The 15,786-nt window shown below is 47.3% G+C and carries 24 protein-coding genes; 19 read left to right on the forward strand and 5 right to left on the reverse strand.

All coding sequences use genetic code 11. The features are described 5' to 3' along the window. The first annotated feature begins 19 nt into the window (after positions 1–19). The 9 genes from D6024_RS21835 (at position 20) to D6024_RS21875 (ending at position 6,777) form a co-directional block, all read left to right on the forward strand. Positions 20–853 (forward strand): SDR family oxidoreductase, encoded by an 834-nt coding sequence (locus D6024_RS21835; protein WP_121357003.1) that lies wholly within the window; start codon positions 20–22, stop codon positions 851–853. A gap of 247 nt (positions 854–1,100) precedes the next feature. Then, complete coding sequence (locus D6024_RS21840; RefSeq protein ID WP_121356945.1) at positions 1,101–1,682, forward strand: Crp/Fnr family transcriptional regulator; 582 nt, start codon at positions 1,101–1,103, stop codon at positions 1,680–1,682. A 93-nt stretch (positions 1,683–1,775) separates the two neighbouring features. Continuing rightward, positions 1,776–2,327, forward strand: coding sequence for a YceI family protein (locus D6024_RS21845; RefSeq protein WP_317125282.1), 552 nt, complete (start codon positions 1,776–1,778; stop codon positions 2,325–2,327). Positions 2,328–2,336: 9 nt separating this feature from the next. Then, on the forward strand, positions 2,337–3,281 hold the full coding sequence (locus D6024_RS21850; protein WP_121356946.1) for a ring-cleaving dioxygenase: 945 nt from the start codon (positions 2,337–2,339) through the stop codon (positions 3,279–3,281). A 12-nt stretch (positions 3,282–3,293) separates the two neighbouring features. Continuing rightward, a complete protein-coding gene (locus D6024_RS21855; RefSeq protein WP_121356947.1) occupies positions 3,294–3,593 on the forward strand; it encodes a GNAT family N-acetyltransferase in 300 nt (99 codons plus the stop codon). Between the two features lie 115 nt (positions 3,594–3,708). Next, positions 3,709–4,128, forward strand: a complete 420-nt coding sequence (locus tag D6024_RS21860) for an OsmC family protein (RefSeq protein WP_121356948.1) — start codon at positions 3,709–3,711, stop codon at positions 4,126–4,128. A 28-nt stretch (positions 4,129–4,156) separates the two neighbouring features. Further along, positions 4,157–5,110, forward strand: a complete 954-nt coding sequence (locus D6024_RS21865; protein WP_121356949.1) for a ring-cleaving dioxygenase — start codon at positions 4,157–4,159, stop codon at positions 5,108–5,110. A gap of 1 nt (position 5,111) precedes the next feature. Beyond that, positions 5,112–5,738, forward strand: coding sequence for an alpha/beta hydrolase (locus D6024_RS21870; protein WP_121356950.1), 627 nt, complete (start codon positions 5,112–5,114; stop codon positions 5,736–5,738). A 325-nt stretch (positions 5,739–6,063) separates the two neighbouring features. Continuing rightward, a complete protein-coding gene (locus D6024_RS21875; RefSeq protein WP_121356951.1) occupies positions 6,064–6,777 on the forward strand; it encodes a pirin family protein in 714 nt (237 codons plus the stop codon). Positions 6,778–6,873: 96 nt separating this feature from the next. Here the strand turns inward: D6024_RS21875 and D6024_RS21880 are convergent, their stop codons facing one another. Continuing rightward, entirely contained in the window at positions 6,874–7,203 is a 330-nt protein-coding gene (locus D6024_RS21880; protein ID WP_121356952.1) for a hypothetical protein, read from the reverse strand. Positions 7,204–7,350: 147 nt separating this feature from the next. Here D6024_RS21880 and D6024_RS21885 point away from each other — a divergent pair, with 147 nt between their 5' ends. The 4 genes from D6024_RS21885 (at position 7,351) to D6024_RS21900 (ending at position 10,286) form a co-directional block, all read left to right on the forward strand. Further along, complete coding sequence (locus tag D6024_RS21885; protein ID WP_121356953.1) at positions 7,351–8,217, forward strand: sigma-70 family RNA polymerase sigma factor; 867 nt, start codon at positions 7,351–7,353, stop codon at positions 8,215–8,217. A 337-nt stretch (positions 8,218–8,554) separates the two neighbouring features. Then, entirely contained in the window at positions 8,555–8,872 is a 318-nt protein-coding gene (locus tag D6024_RS21890; RefSeq protein WP_121356954.1) for an RNA recognition motif domain-containing protein, read from the forward strand. 85 nt (positions 8,873–8,957) lie between these two features. Beyond that, complete coding sequence (locus tag D6024_RS21895; RefSeq protein ID WP_121356955.1) at positions 8,958–9,173, forward strand: hypothetical protein; 216 nt, start codon at positions 8,958–8,960, stop codon at positions 9,171–9,173. Between the two features lie 111 nt (positions 9,174–9,284). Beyond that, positions 9,285–10,286, forward strand: a complete 1,002-nt coding sequence (locus tag D6024_RS21900; RefSeq protein ID WP_121356956.1) for an acyl-ACP desaturase — start codon at positions 9,285–9,287, stop codon at positions 10,284–10,286. 538 nt (positions 10,287–10,824) lie between these two features. On the opposite strand, the gene D6024_RS21905 is transcribed toward D6024_RS21900, so the two are convergent. The 3 genes from D6024_RS21905 to D6024_RS21915 form a co-directional block, all read right to left on the reverse strand. Beyond that, the gene (locus D6024_RS21905) at positions 10,825–11,133 is read right to left on the reverse strand and encodes an RNA recognition motif domain-containing protein (protein WP_121356957.1); all 309 of its coding nucleotides are present in this window, start codon (positions 11,131–11,133) and stop codon (positions 10,825–10,827) included. A gap of 235 nt (positions 11,134–11,368) precedes the next feature. After that, entirely contained in the window at positions 11,369–11,686 is a 318-nt protein-coding gene (locus D6024_RS21910) for a hypothetical protein (protein ID WP_121356958.1), read from the reverse strand. Positions 11,687–11,765: 79 nt separating this feature from the next. Next, positions 11,766–12,038 carry a short-chain dehydrogenase gene (locus D6024_RS21915; protein ID WP_240410119.1) on the reverse strand — a complete coding sequence of 91 codons (273 nt, stop codon included), beginning with the start codon at positions 12,036–12,038 and terminating at the stop codon, positions 11,766–11,768. Between the two features lie 302 nt (positions 12,039–12,340). Here D6024_RS21915 and D6024_RS21920 point away from each other — a divergent pair, with 302 nt between their 5' ends. Beyond that, on the forward strand, positions 12,341–12,631 hold the full coding sequence (locus D6024_RS21920; protein WP_121356959.1) for an RNA recognition motif domain-containing protein: 291 nt from the start codon (positions 12,341–12,343) through the stop codon (positions 12,629–12,631). A 108-nt stretch (positions 12,632–12,739) separates the two neighbouring features. Here D6024_RS21920 and D6024_RS21925 read toward each other — a convergent pair whose 3' ends face one another. Next, entirely contained in the window at positions 12,740–13,033 is a 294-nt protein-coding gene (locus D6024_RS21925; protein ID WP_317125283.1) for an RNA recognition motif domain-containing protein, read from the reverse strand. A 204-nt stretch (positions 13,034–13,237) separates the two neighbouring features. On the opposite strand from D6024_RS21925, the gene D6024_RS21930 reads away from it, so the two are divergent. The 5 genes from D6024_RS21930 (at position 13,238) to D6024_RS26890 (ending at position 15,781) form a co-directional block, all read left to right on the forward strand. Beyond that, positions 13,238–13,519 (forward strand): RNA recognition motif domain-containing protein, encoded by a 282-nt coding sequence (locus tag D6024_RS21930; RefSeq protein WP_121356961.1) that lies wholly within the window; start codon positions 13,238–13,240, stop codon positions 13,517–13,519. Between the two features lie 44 nt (positions 13,520–13,563). After that, positions 13,564–13,902, forward strand: coding sequence for a hypothetical protein (locus tag D6024_RS21935; protein WP_121356962.1), 339 nt, complete (start codon positions 13,564–13,566; stop codon positions 13,900–13,902). Next, positions 13,899–14,201 carry a hypothetical protein gene (locus tag D6024_RS21940; protein ID WP_121356963.1) on the forward strand — a complete coding sequence of 101 codons (303 nt, stop codon included), beginning with the start codon at positions 13,899–13,901 and terminating at the stop codon, positions 14,199–14,201. Before D6024_RS21935 ends, D6024_RS21940 begins: the two co-directional genes overlap by 4 nt. A 779-nt stretch (positions 14,202–14,980) precedes the next feature. After that, positions 14,981–15,298, forward strand: coding sequence for a hypothetical protein (locus D6024_RS21945; protein WP_121356964.1), 318 nt, complete (start codon positions 14,981–14,983; stop codon positions 15,296–15,298). Between the two features lie 318 nt (positions 15,299–15,616). Beyond that, positions 15,617–15,781 carry a hypothetical protein gene (locus D6024_RS26890; protein WP_162944931.1) on the forward strand — a complete coding sequence of 55 codons (165 nt, stop codon included), beginning with the start codon at positions 15,617–15,619 and terminating at the stop codon, positions 15,779–15,781. Positions 15,782–15,786: the final 5 nt, after the last annotated feature.

The following is a 15,786-nucleotide window of genomic DNA, read 5'->3' on the forward strand; positions in this document are numbered from 1 at the left end:
CGCAAAACACAGGAATACCATGACAAACGTGATTGTAGTAATCGGTGTCGGCTCCATCGGCCAGGCCATTGCAAGGCGGGTTAGTGCAGGCAAGAAAGTCCTGCTGGCCGATCTGCGCCAGGAGGTTGCCGATGCTGCTGCAAAAACCTTGAGCGATGCAGGTTTCGACGTAACCTCGGCGACAGTTGATGTGTCCTCTCGGCCATCAGTTGAAGCGCTTGTTCGCCAGGCTGCTGCTCTCGGAGAGGTCGTTGGTGTGATCCATGCCGCCGGCGTTTCTCCTTCCCAGGCTTCACCCGAAACCATTCTCAGGGTCGACATGTATGGAACCGCGCTGGTGTTGGAACAGTTCGGCAATGTGATTGCGCGGGGCGGCTCCTGTGTGGTCATTGCTTCGCAGTCCGGCCACCGGCTTCCACCTCTTTCTGTTGCACAGAATAATGCTCTTGCAACGACGCCGGTTGAAGAATTGCTAAACCTGCCCTTCCTTCAGCCTGGCCAGGTAACGGACAGTTTGCATGCCTACCAACTTTCCAAACGGGGCAACTCCCTTCGTGTCATGGCCGAAGCTGTTCGTTGGGGTAAGCGGGGTGCAAGGGTCAACACGATCAGCCCGGGCATCATCATTACCCCGCTTGCCAACGATGAACTGAAAGGTCCACGCGGTGCAGGTTACCGGCGCATGATTGAAGTGTCTGCCGCGGGCCGGGCGGGCACGCCGGATGAAGTGGGAACTGTAGGCGCACTCCTGATGGGGCCGGACGGTGCATTTATCAGCGGCAGCGATATCCTGATGGATGGCGGCGTGACGGCAGCATACTGGTACGGCGAACTAACTCCTGCTGAAGGATGACAAACGAATAGAATGGCGAGTGAGCCGCAGGATGTCGTTCGCTGACTTTACAGCGAACTTTTGTTTCTGGCATAATGCTGAAAGCGCCAATTTCGAAGGAAGTATTTTGTTCCTGCTATAAGAAGGAAGCACCGCGCAATCGTGCCGTTCCGGGTTTCTGGATGGTCGCCTGTTTTCTTTAAACGGCAGCGAATTCATGCCGGTCGGCTTATCTTCATTGTCTCGTTTATGCATTGATGACAGAACAATGTTTGAATTACTTTACCGGAAAATCACCGAAAAAATTTCAATCACAGAAGAAGAGTTCACCTTCTGCAAATCCTTGTTCCAGCCGAAGAAGTTGCGAAAGCGGCAGTACCTGCTGCAGGAAGGCGACGTGTGTAAATACCAGGCTTTTGTGGAAAAAGGGATCCTTCGTTCGTACACTGTCGACGAAAAAGGAGCCGGGCACATTTTACAGTTTGCCTCCGAAGGTTGGTGGATAGCTGATTTGTCCAGCTACATCACCGGAGAGCCATCGCCTTTTAATATCGAAGCCCTGGAAGATGCCGAACTGTTGCTGCTGAGTAAACCGTCCTGGGACAAGCTTATGCAAACCCTTCCGGGGTTCGAACATTACTTTCGCATCCTGATACAAAATAACCTGATTGCCACGCAAAAAAGGTTGATGCAATCGCTCACGGAAACAGCCGAAGAAAAGTACAACAAGTTCACGCAGGTCTATCCGGACTGCGTTCGGCGAGTGCCGCAGCACATGATTGCATCTTATCTCGGCATCAGCCGCGAAACGCTGAGCCGGCTTCGGAAGAATAGTGTCCCGGGCCGGTAGCCATGTGATATAGGTCACACTCATTTCTTACCCTACCTCAATGGAGGGAGACTGCCGGCCGGTGTAGTTTTGCCTTGTAAACAAAAAATAAAAATGATGGCAAATACAGAATGGGCAATCGACCCTTCACACTCCGAAGTTCAGTTCAAGGTAAAACACCTGATGATTACCACCGTAACCGGCTACTTCAAAACATTCGACCTGCAGGTGGAGACAGAATCAGATGACTTTGCCGGTGTGAAAAAAATTGAGTTTACGGCTGCTGTTGATTCAATCAATACCAACAACCAGCAGCGGGATACGCACCTGAAGTCGGCCGATTTCTTTAACGCCGAAGTGTATCCGCAACTCCGCTTTACGGGCACCAACTATAAAGCCAATGGTGACGAGGCAAACTTGCAGGGTGATCTAACCATTCGCGGTGTGACCAGGCCTGTTGCGCTGAGCGTGGAATTCGGCGGCATTGTGGTTGACCCTTATGGGCAGACAAAAGCGGGATTTACAGTCAGTGGAAAAATCAGCCGGAAGGAATTTGGCCTCACCTGGAATGCCGTAACGGAAGCCGGCCAGGTGGTGGTAAGCGATGAAATTAAAATACACGCAGAAGTCCAGCTGGTTAAACAAACAGAATTGGTTAACGCATAAACGGTAGCAATGGAAAACAAAATTTTAGGACTGCATCACATCACCGCTATTGCGGGAGAAGCGCAGCGCAATTATACCTTCTATACAAAAATTCTGGGCCTGCGGCTCGTGAAAAAAACGGTCAATTTCGACGATCCCGGGACCTATCATTTCTACTATGGCGATGAAATTGGAACACCCGGTTCGATCCTGACATTCTTCCCCTGGGAGGGAATCCAGAAAGGAAGAGCTGGCGCCGGCATGGCGACAGAAATTGGTTATTCCGTTGCAAAGGGGAGCCTTCCCTTTTGGGCCAAACGTTTCGGGGAGCAAAAGGTAAAGCATCAGCTGGTCGCTGAACGAATGGGCGAACAATTTCTTTCTTTTGAAGACCCGGATGGCTTGATGCTCAATTTGATTGAAACAGGCACAACCGACAACAGGCAACCCTGGGAAACAAAAGACGTACCGGCAGATGTGGCCACAAAGGGCTTTCACAGCATCGTGCTGACTGTTCGCAACAGCACCGCCACCGCCAAGGTTCTTACCGATATTTTCGGTTACAGGCTAGTGGCACAGGAGGGAAATCGCTACCGTTTTGTTACGGATGCAATCGCCACGGCGAACATCGTTGACCTGGTAGAAGAACCCAACGGGTCTATGGGAATCAATGCAGGCGGTACCAATCACCATGTGGCCTTCCGGGTAAAAGACGACGAAATCCTGATGGCGTTTCGCGAAAAAGTGCAAGCAGCAGGATTGCAGATCACGGAGAAAATCGACCGCAATTATTTTTACTCGCTGTACTTCCGCGAGCCCGGCGGCATTTTATTTGAGATCGCATCCGACAACCCTGGCTTTGCCACGGATGAATCAGTTGCCGAACTGGGAACCCACCTGATGTTGCCGCCACAATATGAAAAAAGCCGCAGGCAGATAGAAGACGTGTTGCCCGTTATTCAATCAGAAAGTTGAAAAAGCAATAAAATGGAAGACGTAAAACTCAGCTTGAACGAAAAAGGCCAGGGTGCCTTTCTTATACTGGAAGATGCCAAACAGTTGGGTGAGATGGTCGTGAGCGTTTCAGGTACAAACCTGACGGTGTACCATACCGAAGTTTCTCCCGAAGCGGAGGGCAAAGGATTGGCAAAGGAACTGCTGAAGGCAATGGTTGGCTATGCACGGAAGAATGGATTGAAAGTGACAGCACTATGTCCCTACGTGCATGCACAGTTCAAACGGCACCCGGACGAGTATGCCGATGTATGGAACAGGGATGGAGAATAAGAAGTGCAGCAAGTGGAATGGAAAAATCGCGGTGCGCCGGTTCGGCTGGCGGGGTTTTGCCACTGATGAATCGGAAATGCAAGTCATCAATCGACCCCTTGGTAAATGAAAAGCAATGACAAAAACAAAGACGATCGGTTCGGCGTCGGCACAAAACAACGGGGAAGCCTACAGGACGAGCGTAGTGACAGGAGACTTCAATTTGACTGTGGATGAACCAACGGAATACGGCGGTGGGGCAACAGGCCCGGCACCGGCCGATTACCTCTGCACGGCGTTGGCTTCCTGCAAAGCCATCACCATTCGCATGTATGCACAGCGCAAAGGCTGGCGGGTGGACCAGGTTGCCGTCAATGTCAGCTTTATGAAAAGCAACCAGGGCGCTGCAGGTGTGAACAGCTTTTTTTGCGAGATAAGGCTCACCGGTGCATTGAGTGAAGCGCAGCGCCAAAGAATTTTGCAAATTGCCAGGATCTGCCCGATTGAGCGGTTATTGGACAAGCCAAATGAAATCGTAACCGTTCTTGCAGAATAAATAGAAATCTTTTTATCAAACCTTTATTATGGGAAAACTCATCACCGGTATTCATCATGTAACAGCCGTGGCCAGCGATGCCCAAAAGAACATCGATTTTTACATGGGTGTTTTGGGATTAAGGCTCGTGAAAAAAACGGTCAATTTTGATGGGCCCGATGTCTACCATTTTTACTACGGCGATGAAACAGGAAGGCCGGGCAGCCTTCTTACTTTTTTTCCCTACCAGGGTTTGGTTAACGGCCGCCAGGGCAAGGGGATGTTGAACACGACTACTTTTTCTGTACCCACTTCTTCGCTGAACTACTGGTTGGAAAGGTTAAAGCGTTTCGGCATCAATTATAAAAAACCGCAGGAACGGTTTGCGGATGAGACGGTTGTTTATTTTGAAGATGAAGATGGACTGGGACTTGAATTTGTATTCAACGACAAGGATGCAAGACAAGGTTTTTCGTTGGGTCATATCCCGGCCGAGCATTCCGTCAGGGGATTTTATAACGTCGAAATCTGGGAAGAAGGATATGAGCGTACCGCCGCGCTTCTCACCGAACAGTTGGATCATCAGCTCATTGCGGAAAAAGGCAACCGCTTTCGTTTTGCGGCGAATGATAGCCCGGGTAATTATGTCGACCTGCTTTGTTCGCCGGATCGTATGAAGGGCCTTGCCGGCAGCGGTACCGTGCACCACATTGCCTTTGCTACACCTGATAAGCAAACGCAGGAAGAAGTGCGATTGCGCATCGTAAAGCGAATGCTGAATCCATCCCCGGTACTGGACAGAACGTATTTCACGTCTGTTTACTTCCGCGAACCCGGTGGCGTTTTGTTTGAAGTTGCCACCTCCGGTCCCGGCTTTGCCGTTGATGAACCGGTTGATCAATTGGGCGTGTCTTTGCAACTGCCGCGGCAATACGAGGAAGACCGGGAGCAGATCGAAAAGACATTGCCGCGCATCTCTGTAAACCCTGACAAGTACAAATAATATGCACCAGAAAAATATAAAGACAGCAGGAAAGGAGTTGACACCCGGTAGCCGTGTTTTGATCATGATCCACGGAAGGGGTGGAAGTGCCGAGGACATACTTTCGCTTTCCTCTTACCTGGACGCGAAGGACTTTACCTTGCTGGCCCCCCAGGCGACAAACAACTCATGGTATCCTTATTCGTTTTTAGCACCGCCATCGCAGAACGAACCATGGCTTTCCTCCGCTTTACATTTATTAAAAGAGATCACCGGGGATGTTTTGCAAAAAGGCATTCCTGCAGAGAAGATTTATTTTTTAGGCTTCTCTCAGGGTGCGTGCCTGGCGTTGGAATTTGTTACCCGGAATGCGGGAAAATACGGTGGCGTTGTTGCCTTCACCGGCGGCTTAATCGGAGATAAAATTTACCCGCAGAACTACAAAGGCGACTTCCAGGGAACACCTGTCTTTATCGGTACCAGCGACCCCGACCCGCATGTGCCGGTCGAACGGGTGTATGCCACCACGAACATCCTGAAGAACATGAATGCCAGTGTCACCGAAAAGGTGTATGCAGGAATGGGGCATACAATTAACCAGGACGAGATGGTTCATGCCAATCAACTGTTACAGGCAAACACAGTTTAACCTACTAAGATGGATCTGTCGCGACAGAAATGGTCATATTGATATAAAGAAGACCTGTTGAGAAGACCGTACTATTGGCTGGTTGTTGGATCGTTTACCGGCAAAGGGATTTATCTTTCAGGAAGAAGGGCCTACTGTAATCGGAGATTTTAGGCTGCATTCAAAATGGTAATCATTTCGGTTGGCGAATCGACACGGCAGCATTGCCGTGGGATAAACGAACAGGAAAGACAAGAGAAACGTTAGTGACGGAAGGGTGCAAGACCGAGAGCCTCCTGCCTGTCAATTGAAAGTCTATTTAATTTTTAAACCTTATTCAGCAGGTATGAAATCGCAGGTATTTCGAAAAGATGAACGCGGCATCAAAGACATTGGCTGGCTCAGGAGTCATTTTTACTTTAGTTTCAGCGATTATTGCGATCCGGTGAAAGCTGCGTTTGGCAGCCTGGTGGCCTTCAACGACGACTTTGTAGAAGCGGGGAAAGGCTTCGGTATTCACCCGCACGCCAATATGGAAATCATCTCGGTCCTGCTGCAGGGCACGATGAATCACATCGATACGCTGGGCTACAAAACTGTTATTGAAGAAGGCGGCGTGCAGATTATGAGTGCCGGCAGCGGGCTTCGGCACGAAGAATACAATGTGGGCGAAGAGGAGGTGAATTTTTTGCAGATCTGGATTCAGCCAAAGCTGCAAAATATTGTCCCGCGGTACCAGCAGCGCAGCTTTCCATTGGGAAAGCGGAGAAACCAACTGAAAACAATTGTTTCGAATGAGGAAGGACAGGAGCATTGCTGGATCAACCAGAATGCAAAGCTATCGCTCGGCTTCTTCGACGAGGCACAGGAACTCACGTATCGTTTTCGACCAGTGAATAAATGCCTTTTTATCTTCCTTCTGGAGGGCAGGATCCGGGTGGATGGAACGGACCTGAATCCAAGAGACGCCATCGGTGTGTGGGAAACCGATACGGTTCCGATCCATTGTGAGGCCGGTTCACATTTTTTGGTGATCGAAACCCCAATCAATCAAAAATAAGATTGTATACAGGCATTTGATCCAAAGTCGCAGGCGTTGGCCGGGCTATGGTGAAGCCTGAATTTGAATGCACCGGTGCCGAAAAGGATGCGGTGTTTAAAGCCGGTTGTATTCAGCCACTCTGATTTTGACGTCTTCAGGCGTGATGGCGTAGTGTTTGGCGAGAGAATCGAAGATTAGGGTTTTTATTTCGTCGATCTCGCTTTCGGTATTTGAAGAAGTCAGTATTGGTTGATGCAAAAAGACCGGTGAAGTCAGTTCGCGGCCCTCCCTATCCAGGAAAGTAAGGCCTCTTTCTTTCACGGAACCGTATTCGACCCAATTGCTGGGGTCGGAAATAGAGCAACCCAGGACTTTCTCGAATTCGTTTGAGGGCAGGGAAGAAGCATTGCTAACTTCAATTGAAATTGTGTATCTCCTGAACATCTCAGAAAGTTACAAAACTTCTCCTGGTGTCCTGGATATTTACTCCATTCGCACAGTTTATTTTACCGAACCGTGGTTGCCGGCCAAATCGTTTTCCGCCGTATCAGCAGAATAGACCTACCTTACACAAGACAAGAATACAAGAGCATGCGGGCATTGAAGATTACTCAGTCCATCACCAACCGTGATTCGGCCAGTCTGGAAAAATATTTATTGGAAATCTCCAAAATACCCATGATCACACCAGAGGAAGAGATCGCCCTGACTCAAAAAATCCGTAGTGGCAACAAGCATGCGGTTGACAGCCTGACAAAATCAAACCTGCGCTTTGTTGTTTCGGTGGCAAAACAATACCAGAACAGGGGCTTGCCGCTCACCGATTTGATCAGCGAAGGAAATATCGGCCTGATGAAGGCTGCGCAAAATTTTGATGAAACCCGGGGATTTAAATTTATCTCCTACGCGGTATGGTGGATCCGGCAATCCATTTTACAGGCCGTCAATACCAAGGCCCGGCTTGTACGGCTTCCGGAAAACAAGGTCAACCAGCGAAACCATATACAGTTATCCATCTCGCAGTTGGAGCAGGAACTGGAAAGAAATCCATCGGTCGAGGAAATTGCACAGCATGTTCAAATCAATGCAAAAGACGTGGAGCACATCACCGGTTTGTTTGCGCACCACCAAAGCCTCGACTTGCCCATGAGCAGGGACAGCAATGAAAATACCTTGTTGGATGGCCTTGTCAGTGAGGGCAGTGAAACGGATAACAACGTCGTGTACACCAAATCACTCCAGCATGAAATTGAACGGTGTCTGGCAACACTGACGCCGGTTCAGAGCACCGTTCTTCGGTGTTTTTTTGGTCTTGGGTTAAAAGAGGCGATGAAGGTTGATGAAATCAGTAAACGCCTAAAACTTTCAACCGAAAGAGTACGCCAGATAAAAGAAAAGGCGATCCTGCAACTGCGTATGGATAAGAGGGCGGTTCTTCTGAAACCATTCCTCGGCTAATTCTTTCAGGACGCGGGGCGGGAGGTTTCGGTTGAACGGTGGAATGTAACCGTTACTCTTTCTGCCGGCTTCTTGTTGCCCATCACGGGGACCCGGCGGTTCAGCCTTTTGGGCTTGTTAAAAATCGTTTACCATATGGTTTTCGGTGTTGGAGCGGTATAGCTTGCGATAAGCTTTCACAAACTATTTGATAGCTGTGCGGAAAAAACAATTACCTTCATTGAGTTAATTTGAGCCTCGCATCAGTAAACGTTAATTATCCTGCTACTTTGCATCTTAGTTAGTCTCTTACTTCTTGCCTTTCTCAGATCATTTTTAATTTTATTAATTATCAAGTATGAACATTTATGTTTCCAACCTGAGCTTCGATGTCCAGGACGAAGACTTAAAAGAATTTTTTACACCGTACGGAGAAGTTACCTCTGCTAAAATCATCAACGACAAGTTCACTGGCAAAAGCCGCGGATTCGGCTTTGTGGAAATGAGCGACGACGAAGCCTCAAAAAAGGCGATTGCAGAACTGGATGGTGCTACCGTTGATGGTCGCAACATTAAGGTAATGGAGGCCAGACCCAAAGAAGACAAGGGCGGCCGTCCTGGTGGTGGTGGTTTCCGTAGCAACGGAGGCGGTGGTTTTAACAAGAACAGGTGGTAAACACATCACGAAATAGAAAGCCTTTGGATTTCCAAAGGCTTTTGTTTCTGTTTCGTAGTGCGTTTGCAAAAACATGAATCGATCGATGGAACAATTTACAAAGTCAATAAACGGTATAGAATTTAATTTTCAAGGATTCCTGGAGGGAAAGGACGAAGTGTGCCGGGTTTCGGTTGACAGCCATAACTTCAAAATGATCATTGGTGACGACGGCAACTGGGAGATCTGGCAACAAGTACCTGCATGGATCAAAAAGCTGGAAAAGGAATTAGCGGAAGCAATCGACGCGGCGTATTGCTGACATAGCATGTCTTTTTATCTTTGCGGAAGAGCAGAGGCATAGAACTTGCTTATTTCTTAACGGACAAATTACAATGGCTCTTTCTGCTAACCGGAAGAGCAGGTCAACACCATGATACATTATATCCCTGAAGCAAACGAAATCGAGAAAAACAAAGAGGTTGTTTCCAGTATGGATGCGATCGCAAATGAAGCGGTCAGTTCATTTCTGGTGGAGGCTGAAACAGCCTGGCAGCCCACCGATTTCCTTCCTGAAATGAGCTCTCCGGATGCACTGCAGGCGATTAAGGAACTGCAGGCAAGAGCCGCTGGTCTGCCGGCCGAGGTCATCACTTCGCTTGTTGGTAACATGATTACAGAGGAAGCGTTGCCAACCTACACAACCTACTTCAACCTTGTGAAAGGTGTTAACGAAGAAGGAAATATTGCTTCCGACCGAGGCTGGGTGAAATGGTCGAGGCGCTGGACAGCGGAAGAGAACCGGCACGGCGATCTTTTGAACAAATACCTCTATCTCTCCGGGCGGGCCGATATGAAACAGGTGGAAATCACCATCCACAACCTGTTGGCCAATGGCTTTGATCCGCGTACGGAAGGCGACCCCTACCAGGCCTTTGTGTATACGTCGTTCCAGGAAAGAGCAACCAAGATCTCCCATGTCAATACAGGCAAGCTGGCCGATAAAGGCGGCGACGCCGTCTTATCCCGCATCTGCAAAACCATTGCCGGTGATGAAGCCCGTCATGAAAAAGCGTACAAAACATTTATGGCCCGGATCTTTGAGATCGATCCCAATGGTGCCCTGCTTGCTTTTGAAAAGATGATGAAAAAGCAGATTGCGATGCCGGCTATCCTGATGGACACAGCCCCGGTTGATAATCTCTTTACCCGGTTTTCGGCCATTACGCAGAAGATGGGTATTTACACAACGTTCGACTACGCCGCAATCATCAGGCACCTTACAGAACTCTGGAAAGTGGAAACACTCACCGGTCTTAATACGTATGCTGCCCGTGCCCAGGAATACCTCAGCACGCTGGCCGATCGTTACCGCCGGATTGCGGAGCGGATGAAAGAACCGGAGGTGGTGAAACTGGCCTGGCTTGTTTCGTAAGTCGTTAACTTATACCAGCCTCTGGATTTATAACTTGGCGGAATGTCTTCCGGGCTTTTAAAAGCCAACTTGCAGAAGACAATTCGCCAACTTTTTTTATGGGTAGGTCAATTAAACCTGTCTGTTTATTATTTGAAAAAAAGCATGCATTGCAAAGGAGGGAGGAAATTAACTCTTGCATGTGCGAGCCGGCGTAAGCATTTATCAAAATCCAATTGGCCCTTTCCGCTTAGTTAGGAAAGATCGCCGCATGGTTTTCAATATTTGACGTAACAAGCCAGGTATAAAGGGAATTGTCCGGGAATGTTGTTTCCGAATTCACCGGCGGAAACAGGATTTCACCCTGTTTTTACCAGGACGTTATTTTTCCCAGGATTTAATTGCAGGATGAAATCCCTGGATGGTAGGAAATGTGAATGTATGTGACACACTGCATGACGACCGGGGAAGTGTTTTTCCGGCCATTTCGTTCAAGATCTGATCTGGGTAAAGCCAGTGCTGCCCCAACGAAAAAAAGCAATGCTTTCGCATTGCCCCGTTAATTCTTTCTGAATCGGTATGGATTGACTCCACCGTTACCGACTTTATACGAGCCTTTTCTTTCAATTCTGGGATCTGCTTTTTGCACGGTAAGTTTCATGCCGTTTTGTTCCGATTGGTTCAGTGCGGAAATGGCCTTGGTGGCTTCCGCCTCGTCCTGCATTTCCACGTATCCAAAACCCCTGGATTGTTCGGTAAACCCATCGATCATCACATGCGCTGTACTTACAGTACCAAAAGGTACAAACAGGTTTTTCAGGTTTTCGTCCGTCCACTGCGTATCAAAATTGCCAACATAAATATTCATTATCATTCGTTTTAAATAAGTAAATGGTTTGGAGAAAAGCAGAAGTAAAAAAGAGAAATGCAAAGGATTTGATACTGGTGCCGGGTCTCACTGCCAGGATCGAAGGTAGGTGTTTCCGCGGGCACCCTGCCGATCTTTTTACAGGTCGCAAAACCTGCCGGTACGCTTTTCCTTACCGTTTTCTGTTTGTGCTGTCTGCCAACAGGTTCGTTCTGTTGTCGGAAGAACAGGATACCTACGATTGGATCCGCTTAATGGTTAGCTGGAATTTTGTGTTCATGCTAATATGAAACTCGTTTGTGTTCGCCAGTTCTTTCACAACCGCATCGTCCAGCAAGGTAGAGGCAAGACTTGACGCGATGGGCGCATCCACCAGCACATTGTTCAGCCGGCCGTCTTTTAATTCAACATGAAACTTGTAACCCGACTTGCGTTTGTAACCGGCTCTTTCAAAATCCGGTATGTTCAGTGCCAGTTGCTGGTCTGCTGCCAGCGATTTTTTCATAACAATTCGAAGAACAGGAAGGTATTTATCCCAAACATTTGTAAACATAGTAAAAAGTCAAAGTTGATAAATCGGTGCCCTTAACAGGAACACATTGAGCGGGCCTGCAGGAATGCAAACCAGGTTGTTACGCCTCAAAGCTTTCTTTGTACGTCGCCAGCTTCGAAAACTCATCGCCGTTGAAGATCTTCGCCAATGAAGCGTCTTTCGATGTTTTGTAAGCATCGAGCTGGCTTTGTGGCACAATGCGCCAAAAGTTTTTAGCTTTCAGGTAATTGTAGTCAGAGTCCTTCAGAAACAAACCATAGATGGGCTCTCTTTTCTTGAATGTGATTTTGACATAGTCCTCGTTAAGCACTGCTTTCCGGGAAAAAAATTGTTCGATGTCTTCACTGTTCATAGTAGCTGTTTTTACATGTGGCGATAGAAGCACAGCAGCAAACATCAGCAGGTAGGAAAATGATGAAACCGGTATGCTAAGAACTCGCGTAATACATCAAAGGTAGCTGTAATAATTGACAGTGCTTGTTTCTGAAAAAATGGTTTATGATAGTTTTGGCAATCAGACTGCCAGGAAAGACTATCTTCACGTTATTAATTTGAGCCTCGCACATGTAATCGTTACTCAGTTCTGCATCGCAAACTTCGTTCAACCCTTACCATTGCCTTTCTCAAGTATTCTTCAATTACAATTTAAAAGACATGAACATTTATGTTTCAAACTTAAGCTTCAACGTAAACGATGAAGACTTAAAAGAATTCTTTACACCCTTTGGTGATGTTGCCTCGGCCAGGATTATCACGGATAAGCTTTCTGGCAAAAGCCGCGGATTTGGCTTTGTGGAAATGAGCGACGACGAAGCCTCCAAAAAAGCCATCGCAGAACTGGATGGCGCCACAGTCGACGGCCGCAGCCTGAAGGTAATGGAAGCCCGTCCGAAAGAAGACCGCCCGGCCCGCACAGGTGATAACTTTAGTCGAAACCGCTGGTAATCGAACAAAGAAATAAAAAGCCCCGGAAGAACATTCCGGGGCTTTTGCATTGACGGATAAGCGGCGATGATGGCGGTAAGCCCCTGAAATCACGTCTCGTTTTTTGATTTAGTTATTGAACTCTCCGGGCTTGTAAATGATTTCCTGTACCATCATTTCTTTTCCGTCGAGTATTGATCCATTGAGGGCATTGATGGCCTGTTCGGCTTCTGCTTCATTCGGCATTTCCAGAAAAGCCCGCCCTTTCGAACGGCTGCTGACTTTATCGCGGACAACAGCGGCATAACTCACAGTGCCGTAAACCGAAAACATGGCCACCAGGTCGTTGTTGTTGATGTTGACGCTTAAATTGGTGACAAGAATATTCATAGATGTAGATGTTCCGGTCGGCAGAAAACAGATCCGATTGAATTTTTTGAAGGTAAGCCTATTCTATAAAAACCAGCCGAATAATAAATCAATGGATCTGTAGGGAAAGGTCTACCTTCACCCTGTTCCCATCTTGAGCATTGCATCTTAGTAGAACAAGCACCTTGGACTTGCCGGATACCGTTCGCTACTATCTTGCCTTTCTTTTGATTTTCACTTCACGTTTAAATACCCGATATGCAAATTCACATAACGAACCTGCACGGCAACATGATTGAGGCAGATATTCAACGGCTTTTTACAAAATATGGTGAAGTGGAGTTGGTAAAGCTGGTTCGCGACAAACTGAATAATCGTTCACTGGGTCATGCATACGTTGATATGCCGGTGCAAAAGGAAGCGCTGCTGGCCATTAGCAGCCTGCACGAGACGGATGTGAAAGGAAAAAGGATTCGGGTGGCCGAAGTGATCTATGATCCGGCGCCCCATGCATCATGGAATGTCAGCAAAAATGCCTGAGTTCTTTTGCTGCGAAAAAAAAATCTCGATCACAACAGAAACATATGAACAAGCCGCTGTCACTCCTGCATAAACGACAATTGGAAGAAATCAAAAGAGATCTTTCTGCGAACGGTGCAAAGGAAGGCAGTTTTGTAAAAGTGGAACTCCTGTTTTACAAAGCAATTTCAGTGGCCAGGGAATATGGCGACGATGAAAGGGAGAACTACCTGCTGGCGGCCCTCAAACAGGTTCAGTTCAATCAGTACCAGCAGACGAATGCGTTGTTTAAAAAAAGCACGCAACGGGAGCAGAGCATTCGCCGTTTTATTACCAGCGTCAAGTCTGTGCTTGCCACAGGCATCCGCAACGGTTTCGTCAATCCAAATCTTAGCAGGCAATGACAAATTCAAGTGATCAGGCTGCAGGAACTGTTTTTCTCATTGAACGCCTGTCCATCAAACTGCGGGTTGAACTGCGGGCAAACGGAAGTGTCAAAATCGATCCGGTCGGCTGCAGCAAAGAAAACGAACGACTCTGGTCTGTCATTGCAAAAACGCAAACAACAGCCGCGCAAATGCATCTCGACCTCAACAAGACGAAGCAAAAAACAGACGTCCTGATCTCTCTCTTCAGAAAAAATAACTGGACTATTTTTCCCTTTGATGAAATTTGGAATGCCATTGCTGCAACAGGTAAATAATTTTCATCTGCGTTTTCTTCTGTTCAATTATACCTGATCTTTCCGCATTGGAGATTTTTCCTTAACGGCAAACAAGCACCTGGCTGGTCAATATGCACGTTGGGCTTGGTTAGCGTCTTTTGCTAACAGCTTTCTCCGTAGAGATATATCACCTGATTGTGTAAAGTATTTCTCAGGTCAAAATCGCTGCCTTTCATGTTCATCTTTTGATCAGCATGCTTCCTTTCCTTTGGTGATGATTATGCCGGAATGGAACGTTTGACCTATCGAAGGGTGGTACAATAAGAACCCGAAATCATTGTCGCACCGTTATCTGCTGTGTTTGTTTGTTGGTGAAAATTGAATTTGGAGAAGGTCGTTTGCAGAACAGAAAACAATAACCTGTTTAGTTGGACGGTTATCCGGCAATTTTTTGGATCATTTTTTTGATTTTTCAAAAAGGAGGCAGCGAAAATTTCTATTTTTCCTAAAACGGGATCAGGCAGCTTGAAATAAGATATCTGGTTCAAAAAAATTGCAATTCAAAAGTGCTGTATTAAAAGACTACAAATTTATTTCTGCGATACTAGTGGTCGGTAGGCGATCAAAAGAGCAAAATGAAAACCTGTCTCAGCAGAAAAAAGGCATGCATGTATTGGCAGTAACCGGTTGCCTTTAATTGCGCTTACATGCCCTATTGTCACGACGTTAGGCAATGAATGGCATGGCTTTTTCAGCAATAGTATTCCTAAAATTTACGGTTATGTCAGATCAAAACAGAAACCAGCAGGACCAAAATCGTGGTCAAAGCGGTAACATGGGTAATCAAGGTAGCCAATCTGGTCAGCAAGGTCAAAACCAAGGTAGCGGCATGGGTAGCCAGCAGGGTACAAGCCAAACTGGTGGAAGCAGCAGCAGCAGTGGGAGCCAGGACAGAAACAAAGACCAGCAATCCCGCGGCAGCCAGCAAGATCAGGGTGGAAGCAGCCAGGGCAACCGTTAACGATTGCAGCTATTTAACTTGTAAACAGCGTCCAGAGCAAATGCTTTGGACGCTGTTCTTTTATTGGCACTTTCGGGTAACAGCCCATTTGTTCAAAGACTTCTACGTAACATAGTTGTGAATAAGAGAACTTTCGAATAATAAAATCCCTTCCCAATTACATGACTTTGCTCTCACCTCGGTGTGACGGATACAGCAGTGTCGTGAACCAGGCATAGTCAATTTAGTGTTACGGCCGTTTTGTTCCTGCATGGTATACTCCCCCGAAATCGTCTAAACAGTTTACTGGCTCCGATGATGTTGAACCGGCCTCCGGAAAATTGCCGTTTCCTAAAGACTGGCCGAAGGTTATCAATTGCACTTCTACCTTCTGTCAGGTGAACAACGGTAAAAAAGAACGAAATTTCAGAGCAGATCATGTAAATGTGTTTGTATGTCTACCAGCACCATTATCTGGATCACTGTCGTTGCAGTTTTTGCCCTCCTGTTTTTTCTTTTGCTGAAGCGGAACAAACGGGATCGCCGCGAATTGGAAGAGAAGTTAAAACAGGATTACGAAAAGCCGCGGCCCCACTGGGACGAAAATGACATTCAGTGAATTCC

Origin of the sequence: Flavisolibacter nicotianae, assembly GCF_003628535.1 — a bacterium.
In the GTDB taxonomy this organism is placed as follows: domain Bacteria; phylum Bacteroidota; class Bacteroidia; order Chitinophagales; family Chitinophagaceae; genus Flavisolibacter; species Flavisolibacter nicotianae.

What these genes read in the sequence shown, in the direction of transcription:
- D6024_RS21875 (WP_121356951.1), top strand. Translation starts at nt 6,064, where the DNA reads ATGAAATCGCAGGTATTTCGAAAAGATGAACGCGGCATCAAAGACATT.
- D6024_RS21915 (WP_240410119.1), bottom strand. Translation starts at nt 12,038, where the DNA reads ATGAACAGTGAAGACATCGAACAATTTTTTTCCCGGAAAGCAGTGCTT.
- D6024_RS21905 (WP_121356957.1), bottom strand. Translation starts at nt 11,133, where the DNA reads ATGAATATTTATGTTGGCAATTTTGATACGCAGTGGACGGACGAAAAC.
- D6024_RS21880 (WP_121356952.1), bottom strand. Translation starts at nt 7,203, where the DNA reads ATGTTCAGGAGATACACAATTTCAATTGAAGTTAGCAATGCTTCTTCC.
- D6024_RS21855 (WP_121356947.1), top strand. Translation starts at nt 3,294, where the DNA reads ATGGAAGACGTAAAACTCAGCTTGAACGAAAAAGGCCAGGGTGCCTTT.
- D6024_RS21895 (WP_121356955.1), top strand. Translation starts at nt 8,958, where the DNA reads ATGGAACAATTTACAAAGTCAATAAACGGTATAGAATTTAATTTTCAA.
- D6024_RS21850 (WP_121356946.1), top strand. Translation starts at nt 2,337, where the DNA reads ATGGAAAACAAAATTTTAGGACTGCATCACATCACCGCTATTGCGGGA.
- D6024_RS21940 (WP_121356963.1), top strand. Translation starts at nt 13,899, where the DNA reads ATGACAAATTCAAGTGATCAGGCTGCAGGAACTGTTTTTCTCATTGAA.
- D6024_RS21910 (WP_121356958.1), bottom strand. Translation starts at nt 11,686, where the DNA reads ATGTTTACAAATGTTTGGGATAAATACCTTCCTGTTCTTCGAATTGTT.
- D6024_RS21920 (WP_121356959.1), top strand. Translation starts at nt 12,341, where the DNA reads ATGAACATTTATGTTTCAAACTTAAGCTTCAACGTAAACGATGAAGAC.
- D6024_RS21930 (WP_121356961.1), top strand. Translation starts at nt 13,238, where the DNA reads ATGCAAATTCACATAACGAACCTGCACGGCAACATGATTGAGGCAGAT.
- D6024_RS21935 (WP_121356962.1), top strand. Translation starts at nt 13,564, where the DNA reads ATGAACAAGCCGCTGTCACTCCTGCATAAACGACAATTGGAAGAAATC.
- D6024_RS21890 (WP_121356954.1), top strand. Translation starts at nt 8,555, where the DNA reads ATGAACATTTATGTTTCCAACCTGAGCTTCGATGTCCAGGACGAAGAC.
- D6024_RS21885 (WP_121356953.1), top strand. Translation starts at nt 7,351, where the DNA reads ATGCGGGCATTGAAGATTACTCAGTCCATCACCAACCGTGATTCGGCC.
- D6024_RS21860 (WP_121356948.1), top strand. Translation starts at nt 3,709, where the DNA reads ATGACAAAAACAAAGACGATCGGTTCGGCGTCGGCACAAAACAACGGG.
- D6024_RS21835 (WP_121357003.1), top strand. Translation starts at nt 20, where the DNA reads ATGACAAACGTGATTGTAGTAATCGGTGTCGGCTCCATCGGCCAGGCC.
- D6024_RS21870 (WP_121356950.1), top strand. Translation starts at nt 5,112, where the DNA reads ATGCACCAGAAAAATATAAAGACAGCAGGAAAGGAGTTGACACCCGGT.
- D6024_RS26890 (WP_162944931.1), top strand. Translation starts at nt 15,617, where the DNA reads ATGTCTACCAGCACCATTATCTGGATCACTGTCGTTGCAGTTTTTGCC.
- D6024_RS21840 (WP_121356945.1), top strand. Translation starts at nt 1,101, where the DNA reads ATGTTTGAATTACTTTACCGGAAAATCACCGAAAAAATTTCAATCACA.
- D6024_RS21845 (WP_317125282.1), top strand. Translation starts at nt 1,776, where the DNA reads ATGATGGCAAATACAGAATGGGCAATCGACCCTTCACACTCCGAAGTT.
- D6024_RS21865 (WP_121356949.1), top strand. Translation starts at nt 4,157, where the DNA reads ATGGGAAAACTCATCACCGGTATTCATCATGTAACAGCCGTGGCCAGC.
- D6024_RS21900 (WP_121356956.1), top strand. Translation starts at nt 9,285, where the DNA reads ATGATACATTATATCCCTGAAGCAAACGAAATCGAGAAAAACAAAGAG.